Below are 9,971 nucleotides of genomic sequence, written 5' to 3'. Positions count from 1 at the left end.
GAGCCGCGAAGGCGGAAGGAAGCGTGCGGGCGCTGGGAGCCGCGGAGGCGGCAGGTAGCGCGCGAGCGGAAGGAACCGAAAGGGCGGCGAACGCCGACGGCGTTGGCCCGGCCGGGCGCCTGGACGCACGACGAGTGTGGACTCCGGTGTCTGGGGAAGGGCTTCGCGGTGATGCCGGCGACGACATTGCGGCGCGGCATGTTTTGAACATCGAGGCGTCTGTTCTGGAGGGGCAACTCGTCCTTTCGATCTCATACCCCAGGCGGGTGCTGGGCGCGGACGTCGTGCGGGAGTTGCTCGGGCGCTGGGTCGATGCCCTCTCCGCCCTTGTGGCCGAGCCCGGGACCGGAGGGCTTACCCCCTCCGACGTGCTGGCCCAAGTCGATCAAGTCGATCTCGATGAGCTCGGTGGGCGCTATCCGGGCTTCGTGGATGTGCTTCCGCTTACGCCGTTGCAGGAAGGGCTCTTCTACCTTCATGCGCTGGACGGCACGGATGTCTACACCGTTCAGCAGCAGCTTGACCTTGATGGCGACCTCGAACCCGAACGGCTGCGGGCGGCGGCGGAGACGCTGCTGCGGCGGCACTCGAACCTTCGGGCCGGCTTTACGACCACGGTGGGAGGGACTCCGGTCCAGGTCATTCCGGCTGAGGTCACGGTTGCCTGGGGCTATCGGGAGGTGTCCAAGGAAGCCGCCGAGCGGCTGGCCGATGAGGAGCGGACTCGGCCCTTCGACCTCGAACGGCCGCCGCTGCTGCGATTCCTGCTGCTGCGTCTTGGCGAAGGTCACTACCGGCTCGTGCTCACCCAGCACCACCTGCTCGTCGACGGCTGGTCGGGGCCTCTTGTAGCCCGCGAGCTCTTCACCGCGTACGCAGGGAAGGCACCCACGCCCAGCCGTCCCTACCGGGACTTTCTCGCCTGGCTGGGGGACGCCGATGCCGACGCGGCACGCGCGGCGTGGCAACGCTCGCTGGACGGACTCGCCGAGCCCACCCTGGTCGCGCCGGGCGGCAAGCCCGGTCTCCCGGAGGAGGTCACCGGGCGGCTTCCGGCCGAGGCGGCGGAGCTGGTGCGACTTCTGGGCATCACCCCTAATACCCTGGTCCGCGCCCTGTGGTCGGTGTTGCTCGCCCGGCTGACCGGCCATAATGATGTGGTCTTCGGCGCCACCGTGGCCGGTCGGCCGCCGGAGCTGAGTGGGGCCGAGGAGACGATCGGCCTGTTCATCAACACGCTGCCGGTGCGAGTGCGGCTGCTGCCGGGGGAGAGCTGGCGGGCGTTCCTCGCGCGGATTCAGGACGAGCAAGCCCTGCTGCTGGCCCATCAGCATCTCGGGCTGGCCGAGATTCAGCGGATGACGGGGCTCGGCGAGCTGTTCGACACGCTTGTCGTCTTCGAGAGCTATCCGGTCGACGCCGACCGGCTTGACGACAGCCAGCGTGCGGCCGGGGTGAAGCTGGCCGGGGTCGAGAGCCGGGACGCCACGCACTACCCGTTGACCCTGGTCGCGGCGGAGGACGACGGGCTGCACCTCGCGCTCGAATACCAGCCGGGGCGGTTCGACAACGCCACCGCGCGGCTTCTCCTTGACCGGCTGATCGCGCTGTCCGTCGAGGTCGCGACCGATGTGGAACGGCCGGTCGACCGTTCTGATGCGCTCACCGCGAACGAGAAGCACCGGATGCTCGTCGACTGGAACGCCGGTGACCTTGCGGTCACGCCGGCGACCCTGCCGGGTCTTGTGCGGGGCTGGGCTGAGCGGACCCCGCAGGCGACGGCCCTGGTGGTGGGGGAGCGCCGATGGACGTACGCCGAGCTGGTGGCCGACGCCGAGACGCTCGCCGCGACCATCGCGGGGGCCGGTGCCGAGCCTGGGGAGATCGTGGCGCTGCTGCTGCCTCGCGGTGAGCACATCGTCCCGGCGATTCTGGCCGCGATGATGTCGGGCGCCGCCTACCTGCCGATCGACCCGGAGTATCCGCCGGCCCGCATCGCCGCGATGCTGGACGATGCCCGCCCGGTCGTCACGCTCGCCGTCTCGGCCACCGTCCCGCTCCTGCCGCCGGACGCCGCCCACCTCATCCTGGACGGCGAGATGCCGGACCCCGCGGGGCGTCCGAAAACCATCACCCCCGACCACCCGGCGTACGTCATCTACACCTCCGGGTCGACGGGGCGGCCCAAGGGCGTCCTCGTCCCGCACCGCACGGTGGTCAACCTCTTCGCCAGCCACCACGACCGGATCCTCGGGCCGGCCGCGGAGCGCCTCGGCCGGCCGCTGCGGGTCGCGCACAACTGGTCGTTCGCGTTCGACGCCTCCTGGCAGCCGCTGCTGGCGCTGCTCGGTGGCGACGAACTCCACCTGGTCACCGACGAGCCGCGCCGTGACCCCGATCTGCTGGCCGCCCTGCTGCGGGACAACGGCATCGACATGATCGAGGTAGCTCCGTCGCACCTGGACCAACTCGTCGCGTCCGGCTTCGACGCGGCCGGGCTGGCGGTTCTCGGGGTCGGCGGTGAGGCCGTTCCGGATCAGCTCTGGGCCGCGATGGCCGCTCTGCCCGACACCGAGTCGTACAACTTCTACGGCCCGACCGAGTGCACGGTCGACGCGGTGGTGCAGCGGGTCAAGGAGGTGCCGCGGGCCATCATCGGCCGGCCGGTCGCCAACACCTCGCTCTACGTTCTGGACGGCCGGCTGCGGCCGGTGCCGCCGGGGGTGGCCGGCGAGCTCTACATCGGCGGTGCCGGCGTCGCCCTCGGGTACCTGAACCGTCGCTCGCTGACCGCGGAGCGCTTCGTCGCCGACCCGTGGTCCCTCGGCCGGCGGATGTACCGCACCGGGGACGTGGTCCGCTGGACGGTCGAGGGTCGCATCGACTATCTGGGCCGGGCCGACGACCAGGTCAAGATCCGCGGCCACCGGGTCGAGCTCGGCGAGGTCGCCGCGGTCCTCAGCGACCACCCCGCGGTGGGCCAGGCCGTCGTCATCGCCGACGGCGGACGGCTTGTCGCGTACGCGGTGACCACCGCCGACCAGGCGCAGATCCGGGCGTGGGCGGCCGAGCGGCTCCCGGCGTACCTGGTGCCGGCGGCGGTCGTCCCGCTGGCCGCGCTGCCGCTCACGGTCAACGGCAAGCTCGACCGGGCCGCCCTGCCGAAGCCGTCCTTCACGGTCACCGGCCGCACCCCGGCCGGCCCGGCCGAGGAACGCCTGGCCGCCCTGTTCGCCGAGGTGCTCGGGCTGGACGCGGTCGGCGCCGAGGACAGCTTCTTCGACCTGGGCGGCGACAGCATCGCCGCGATGCGACTCACCAGCCGCGCTCGCGCCACCGGCATCGACCTGCGGCTGCGGGATCTCGTCGCGTTGCGCACGGTCGCCGCGCTGGCAGCGCAGAGGGACGCGGCGCAAACGGAAGCGGCGCAGAGGGACGCGGCGCAAGGGGACACGGCGCAAGGGGACACGGCGCAGGTGGGCACGGCGCAGGTGGGCGCGGCGGGCACGGGTGTGGCACAAACGGAGGCTTCGGTATGAGACGGTCCGAACTGTTGCGGTGGGCGGTCCGGGATTCCCGGGGTGGCCTTACCGCCTCCTGGGTCGGCGGGCTCGGCTACCAGGGCGGGCTGATCGCGCTTCCGTGGTGCCTGGGCCGGGCCCTGGACCAAGGGATCACCGGCGGCGACCGGGGGGCGCTGATCGGCTGGGCGGTCGCCACCCTCGCCGTCTCGGTCGCGTTGACCGGCGCCGAATGGGCGATGCGCTGGTGGGCCACCCTCTCCGGGGTTCGCACCGGCAACGCGCTCCTTCTGCGCCTGGCCGGCCGGGTGCTCGGCTGGGACGCTGCCACCGCCCACAAGTTCACCGCCGGCGACCTTGTCGTGCGTGGCACCCGGGACGTCGAGCAGATCACCATCTGGCTGTCCACCGTGCCGTCACTGGCCAGCGGCGTCATCGGGCTGGTCGCGGTGCTGGTCGTGGTGGCCACCCTGGATCCGCTGCTGGCCCTGATCGGGCTGGCCACGCTGCCGCTGCTGATCCTGGTCAACCTCTGGTACCCGCGCCGCTACGACCGGGCCAACGAAGCCCTGTCGGCCGCGCACGGCGCCCGCGCCGACGCGGTCGAGGACCTGCTGTCGGCGAGCACCGCGGTGCGCGGCCTGGGCGGCGAAGCCGTGCTGGTCGAGCGGCATCACGAGGTTTCCCGGACCGTACGCGATCGGACGCTCGCCCTGGCCCGGGTCGCGGCCGGCTGGTCGGCACACGCGCCGTTCGTGCCGTGGCTGGCGACCGCGGCCGGCGTTGCGGTCGGCGGCCTGGCCGTGCTGGACGGGCGGTTCTCGGTCGGTGGGCTGGTCGCGTTCGCCAGCTGGATGGCGCTGCTCGGGCGGCAGGTGATGATGCTGACGCTGCGGTTCAACCAGTTCGGCGACGCGTGGACGGCGGCCGGCCGGATCGGCACGGTCCTCGACGCGACGCCCACCGTGGTGTCGCCGGCGCACCCGGTGCCGCTGACCGGCGGGCCGCTGCGGACGAGCGGGGTCACCGTGACCCCGCCCGGCCGCGAACCGCTCCCGATCCCGGACGTCACGGTCGAGCCCGGCGAGTTCGTCGCGGTGACCGGCGCGGTCGGCACCGGCAAGTCCACCCTGCTGCGGCTGTTCGCCCGGCTCGCCGACCCGGCCACCGGCGCGGTGACGCTGGGCGGCACCGGCCTGGCCGGCTTCGACCTGGCCGCGGTGCGGGCGGACATCACCCTGGTCGGGCAGCGGCCGCTGCTGCTGTCCGGCACCATCGCCGGCAACCTGCGCCTGGGCCGGGACGGCGTCACCGACGAGCAGATGCGCGACGCCTGCCGCCGGGCGGCGATCCTCGACCACATCGAGTCGCTGCCGGACGGCTTCGGCACCGAGCTCGGCGAGCGTGGCTCCACCGTCTCCGGCGGTCAGGCGCAACGCCTCGCGCTGGCCCGCGGGCTGCTGCGCGGCAGCCGCATCCTGCTGCTCGACGACGTCACGTCGGCGGTGGACGCGGCCACCGAGCAACGGATTCTGGACGGCCTCCGGGACGCCGACGTCACGATCGTTTTTGCCACCTCGCGCCCGGCGGTCGCCGCGCGCGCCGACCGGGTCGTCGACCTGGGCGTGCACGACGGGGAGCTGGTCCATGGCTGACGTGCGCCTTCTTGCCGAGGAACCGGATCAGCGGCACGTGCTGCGCCGGGCCTGGCCCTACCTGCGCCGGCACCGGGCCGCCATCGGCGCCGCGGTGACCGTCAACCTGCTCGCCACCCTGGCCCTGACCCTGGTGCCGGTGGTGATCGGCCGGGCCGTCGACGAGCTGATCGACGGCGACCGCACCGGGCTGCTGACCGCCGCCGCCGTGGTCTTCGGCCTGGTCATCGTCCGTACCCTGCTGCTGCGCTGGTCGGAACTGCTGCTGGTGCGGGCCGGCGAGAAGGTCGTGCACGATCTGCGCGACCTGGTCGTCGAACGCCTCGGCGGCACCCCGCTGCGGTTCCTCGAAGCCCACCGCGGCGGCGACCTGCTGCAGCGGGCCACCGTGGAGATCGCCGACCTGGCCGCCTTCGTCCGCGGCCAGCTGCCCGACCTGATCTCGCTGGCCGGCTACGTGGTCTTCGCCACGGTCGTGCTGCTCACCTCGTCGTGGCAGCTGCTCACCCTGCTGCTGGTGGTCTTCGCCCCGCCGATGTGGCTGCTCACCCGGATCGTCCGGCGCACCGCCGAACGCGCCTACCCGGCCGAGGCCGCGGCCCGCTCCACGCTGACCGCGACCTTCTCGGAGAGCCTGCTCGCCCGGGAGCAGCTGCAGATCGACGGTGCGACCGGCACCTGGCTGTCCCGGCTGCGCGGCGACGCCGGCGACTACTACCGCAGGGCCCGCACCGCCCAGGGCGCCGCGACCTGGATCGACGGCACCTGGATCGTGCAGGGCCTGGCCAGTGCGGCCCTGCTGATCGCCGGCGGGGTGCTGGCCGGCAACGGCACCATCACGGTCGGCGTGGTGGTCACCTTCATGCTGGCCAGCCGCGACCTGTTCAGCTCGGTCGACGATCTGACTCTGGTCGTGGGCGACTTGCTGGAGACTCGGGTCGGCCTGGCCCGCCTGCTCGACTTGCTGGCGGCGACGGGCGATCACTCGAAACAACGCGAAATATCCGATAAATCGGGCGGGGGAGTCCCAGGGCACGGCGCGGCAGCGGGCGGCGCGGCAGCGGGCGGCGCGGTGGCGGGCGGCGCGGTGGCCGGCGGCACGGCGGCGGGGGCTGCGGCAGCGGGCGGTGTGGCGGCGGGCGGCGCGGCGGCGGGGGCGGCGGGCGGCGCAGCGGCGGGGGCTGCGGCGGCGAGTGGCGCCGGGCTGACGGCTGAGGCCGTCACCTACAGCTACAAGGCCGGTGAGCTGGTCCTCCACGGGATCAGCGTGCACTTCGGCCCGGGCGAGCACGCCGGCCTGATCGGTGAGACCGGGTCCGGCAAGACCACCCTCGCCAAGCTGCTCTGTGGTCTCTACCTGCCCGACTCCGGCACGGTCCGGCTCGGTGGCGCTGATCTGTCCGCCCTGGACGCGGCCGACCTTCGCCGCCGCCTGGTGCTGATCCCGCAGCAGGTCCACATGATCGCCGGCAGCCTGGCCGACAACCTCGCGCTGACCCCGGGGAAGAAGACCCGCGACGACTTCGCGGCCGCCGCCGCGGCGCTCGGCCTGACCGCCTGGATCGACTCGCTGCCGGACGGCTTCGACACCGATCTCGGCCGCCGCGGTGAACGCTTCTCGGCCGGCGAACGCCAGCTCGTCGGCCTGGTCCGGGCTGCGATGACCGACCCCGAGGTGCTGATCCTCGACGAGGCCACCGCCGACCTCGACCCGGCGACGGCCCAGCGCATCGAGGAGGCCCTGGCCCGCCTGCGCGACGGCCGGACCGTCCTGGTCATCGCCCACCGCCCGGCCACCATCGACCGCCTGCCCCGGGTGGTCCGGCTGCATGCGGGCCGCATCGAAAGCGCCGGCCGTATCGAAAGCGCCGGCCGCATCGAAACGGAGGAGCCGTCATGCCCGTGATCGACGTCGGCGGTGTCCGGCTCCACTACGAGGACCGGGGGAGCGGCCCGGGCGTACTCCTTCTGGCGGGCACCGGCGCCCGCGGCCGCACCTGGCACCTCTACCAGGTCCCGGCCCTGGTGGCGGCGGGCTTCCGGGTGGTCACCTTCGACACCCGGGGGATCGCGCCGTCGGACACCCCGCCGGTGGTCACCATGTCCGACCTGATCGCCGACGCGGCCGGCCTGATCGAGCAGCTCGGCCTCGGCCCGTGCCGGATCGCCGGCTCGTCGATGGGTGCGCGGGTCGCCGCCGAGCTGTGCCTGCGCCGCCCCGACCTGGTCGATCGGGCGGTCCTGATGGCCACCTTCGGGCGACCGAGTGCCTTCCTGGACGCGATGTCCCGGGCGGAGCGGGCGCTGGAGGAGGCGGGCACGAAGCTGCCGGAGGAGTACCGGGCCGCGGTGCGGGCCGCCCTCAACCTGTCCCCGCGCACGCTCTCCGACGACCGGAAGGCGCAGGACTGGCTGGACATCTTCCAGATCCCGCTGCCGGGCGAGGTGGATGGCGCGTCGAGCCGGTTGGAGGCCGATGCGGGTGTGAACCGCTTCCCGGCGTACACCGAAATCGCTCTGCCCTGTTTTGTGGTCGGCTTCGCCGATGACCTGATCGCCTCGGCGCGCGGCGGCCGCGAGGTGGCCGCCGCCATTCCGGGCGCCCGCTACACCGAGATCCCCGACGCCGGCCACTACGGCTACCTGGAACAGCCGGAGCTGGTCAATGCCGCGCTGATCGAGTTCCTGACCGAGGAGAAATCATGATCACCGCTCGCGAAGTCGAGCTCGTCTGGCACGACCTCACCCCTCGACTGCTCGAGGTGCGCCGTGTTGAGCAGCTCACCCCCGGGATGGTTCGAGTGACCTTCGGCGGTGCGCAGCTCGACGGGTTCAGCTACGGCGCGCCGGACGACCACGTGAAGGTGTTCTTCCCGGAGGCGGGCGCCGAGCTGCCGGTCATGCCGACGCTGGGGGAGGAGGGCCTCGAACCCCCGCCGCCGGGCGCGCCGTTGCCGATCTTCCGGGACTACACCGTCCGATTTGTCCGCAAGGAAGAGCAAGAGCTCGACGTTGACTTCGCCCTGCACGGCCACGGTCCGGGCGCGTCCTGGGCCGCGCAGGCGACGGAGGGGCAGAAGCTCGGCATCCTCGGCCCGCGCGGCTCCACGATGGTCCCGCTGACCTTCGACTGGTACCTGCTCGGCGCCGACGAGACCGCCCTCCCCGCGCTGGCCGCATGGCTGGAGCAGCTGCCGGCCGAGGCGCACATCAACGCCTTCGTCGAGGTTGCCAACGAAGACGAGCGCCAACCGCTGGCCAGAGAGGTCGTCTGGCTGTTTCGGGACCGCGGCGAGTCGCTGGAAAAAGCCATCCTGAAAACCGAAATTCCGGACGGCGACGGGTACGTGTGGGTCGCCGGTGAAGCCACCGGTCTCAAGCCTATCCGCCGCCATCTGCGCGGACAGGGCTTGAACCGCGACTGGATGGAGATCGACGGCTACTGGAAGCGCGGCGTGGTCAACCTCGACCACCACGACGACGATGAGTAGCCCACTGCCGAGCCTGGACCCGCACGTCCTGCTGGTGTTCCTCCTCCAGGTCTCGCTCCTGCTGCTGGTAGCGCTGACCCTCGGCCGCCTGGCCGTGAAGATCGGCCTCCCCGCCCTGGTCGGCGAGCTGCTGACCGGCGTAGTGCTCGGCCCGTCGCTGCTCGGCACGGTCGCCCCCGGCCTGCTCGACTGGGTGCTGCCGGCCGACGCCGATCAATTGCACCTGCTCGATGCGGTCGGCCAGCTCGGCGTGCTGCTCCTGGTCGGCGTGACCGGCATCCAGCTCGACGGAAAGATGCTGCGCCGCCGCGGCTCGGCCGGCGTCAAAGTGAGCCTTTCCGGTCTGCTGCTGCCGCTCGCGCTCGGCATCGGCGCCGGTTTCCTGGTGCCCGCCGCGCTGCTCACCGAGGGCACCGACCGCGGCGTCTTCGCCCTGTTCCTCGGCGTCGCCATGTGTGTCACGGCGATCCCGGTGATCGCCAAGATCCTCGCCGACATGAACCTGCTGCACCGCGACGTCGGCCAGCTGACCCTGGCGGCGGGCACGGTCGACGACGCCGTCGGCTGGTTCCTCCTCTCCGTGGTCTCGGCGGCCGCCACCACCGGCGTACGCGCCGGATCGGTGTCTTTGTCCCTGCTTTATCTGGTGGCCTTCATCGCCGTCGCGTTCTTCGCCGGCCGCCCGGCGGTGCGCTGGGTGATGCAGCGGGCGAGCGGCGGCCCCCGGGTGACGATCGCGGTCATCGTGATCGTCCTCGGCGCGGCGGTGACCCAGTCGCTGAAGATGGAGGCGATGTTCGGCGCGTTCATCGCGGGGATCCTGATCGGACAGGCCCGCGACGACGAGAACAAGCTGTGGAAAGACCTGACCCCGTTGCGTACGGTCGTGCTCAGCGTGCTCGCCCCGCTGTTCATGGCCACCGCCGGCCTGCGGATGGACCTGACCGCGCTGGCCGGCCCGAAGGTCCTCCTCGCCGCGATCGCCCTGCTCCTGGTGGCCGTGGTCGGCAAGTTCGCCGGTGCCTACCTGGGCGCCCGCTGGAGCCGCCTGTCGCATTGGGAGGGCATCGCCCTCGGCGCCGGCATGAACGCCCGCGGCGTGGTCGAGGTGGTGGTCGCCACGACGGGTCTGCGCCTGGGCGTGCTGTCCATCGCGACCTACACCGTGGTCGTCCTGATCGCGGTGGTGACGTCGGTGATGGGCCCGCCGATCCTGCGCTGGGCGATGTCCCGGATGGAGCAGACCCCGGCCGAATCCGAGCGCGAGTTGGTGCTCGCCGCCGGCCCTCATTAGGTTAGGCTGC

Annotated in this window: 6 protein-coding genes; all 6 read left to right on the top strand. The window is 72.4% G+C overall.

Annotation, left to right across the window (positions count from 1 at the left end):
* Window positions 1-266 precede the first annotated feature (266 nt).
* Genes Adu01nite_RS16770 through Adu01nite_RS16745 form a run of 6 tightly spaced genes read left to right on the top strand, consistent with a single transcriptional unit; the run spans window position 267 to window position 9,961 of the window.
* On the top strand, window positions 267-3,539 hold the full coding sequence (locus tag Adu01nite_RS16770) for a non-ribosomal peptide synthetase (protein WP_203727794.1): 3,273 nt from the start codon (window positions 267-269) through the stop codon (window positions 3,537-3,539).
* The gene (locus Adu01nite_RS16765) at window positions 3,536-5,176 is read left to right on the top strand and encodes an ABC transporter ATP-binding protein (RefSeq protein WP_203727793.1); all 1,641 of its coding nucleotides are present in this window, start codon (window positions 3,536-3,538) and stop codon (window positions 5,174-5,176) included. The genes Adu01nite_RS16770 and Adu01nite_RS16765 overlap by 4 nt, the downstream gene beginning before the upstream one ends.
* Complete coding sequence (locus Adu01nite_RS16760; RefSeq protein WP_203727792.1) at window positions 5,169-7,082, top strand: ABC transporter ATP-binding protein; 1,914 nt, start codon at window positions 5,169-5,171, stop codon at window positions 7,080-7,082. Before Adu01nite_RS16765 ends, Adu01nite_RS16760 begins: the two co-directional genes overlap by 8 nt.
* Window positions 7,073-7,882: an alpha/beta fold hydrolase gene (locus tag Adu01nite_RS16755; protein ID WP_203727791.1), complete on the top strand. Its 810-nt coding sequence runs from the start codon at window positions 7,073-7,075 to the stop codon at window positions 7,880-7,882. The genes Adu01nite_RS16760 and Adu01nite_RS16755 overlap by 10 nt, the downstream gene beginning before the upstream one ends.
* Window positions 7,879-8,667, top strand: a complete 789-nt coding sequence (locus Adu01nite_RS16750; protein ID WP_203727790.1) for a siderophore-interacting protein — start codon at window positions 7,879-7,881, stop codon at window positions 8,665-8,667. Before Adu01nite_RS16755 ends, Adu01nite_RS16750 begins: the two co-directional genes overlap by 4 nt.
* The gene (locus Adu01nite_RS16745) at window positions 8,660-9,961 is read left to right on the top strand and encodes a cation:proton antiporter (RefSeq protein ID WP_203727789.1); all 1,302 of its coding nucleotides are present in this window, start codon (window positions 8,660-8,662) and stop codon (window positions 9,959-9,961) included. Before Adu01nite_RS16750 ends, Adu01nite_RS16745 begins: the two co-directional genes overlap by 8 nt.
* Window positions 9,962-9,971 lie beyond the last annotated feature (10 nt).

The organism is Paractinoplanes durhamensis, from assembly GCF_016862175.1.
GTDB lineage: Bacteria > Actinomycetota > Actinomycetes > Mycobacteriales > Micromonosporaceae > Actinoplanes > Actinoplanes durhamensis.
This window is presented reverse-complemented; position numbering and strand designations above follow the sequence as displayed.

Bases quoted from the DNA above. Each gene is read 5' to 3' on its own strand.
- Adu01nite_RS16765 (WP_203727793.1), top strand. From the start codon at position 3,536: ATGAGACGGTCCGAACTGTTGCGGTGGGCGGTCCGGGATTCCCGGGGT.
- Adu01nite_RS16760 (WP_203727792.1), top strand. From the start codon at position 5,169: ATGGCTGACGTGCGCCTTCTTGCCGAGGAACCGGATCAGCGGCACGTG.
- Adu01nite_RS16755 (WP_203727791.1), top strand. From the start codon at position 7,073: ATGCCCGTGATCGACGTCGGCGGTGTCCGGCTCCACTACGAGGACCGG.
- Adu01nite_RS16750 (WP_203727790.1), top strand. From the start codon at position 7,879: ATGATCACCGCTCGCGAAGTCGAGCTCGTCTGGCACGACCTCACCCCT.
- Adu01nite_RS16745 (WP_203727789.1), top strand. From the start codon at position 8,660: ATGAGTAGCCCACTGCCGAGCCTGGACCCGCACGTCCTGCTGGTGTTC.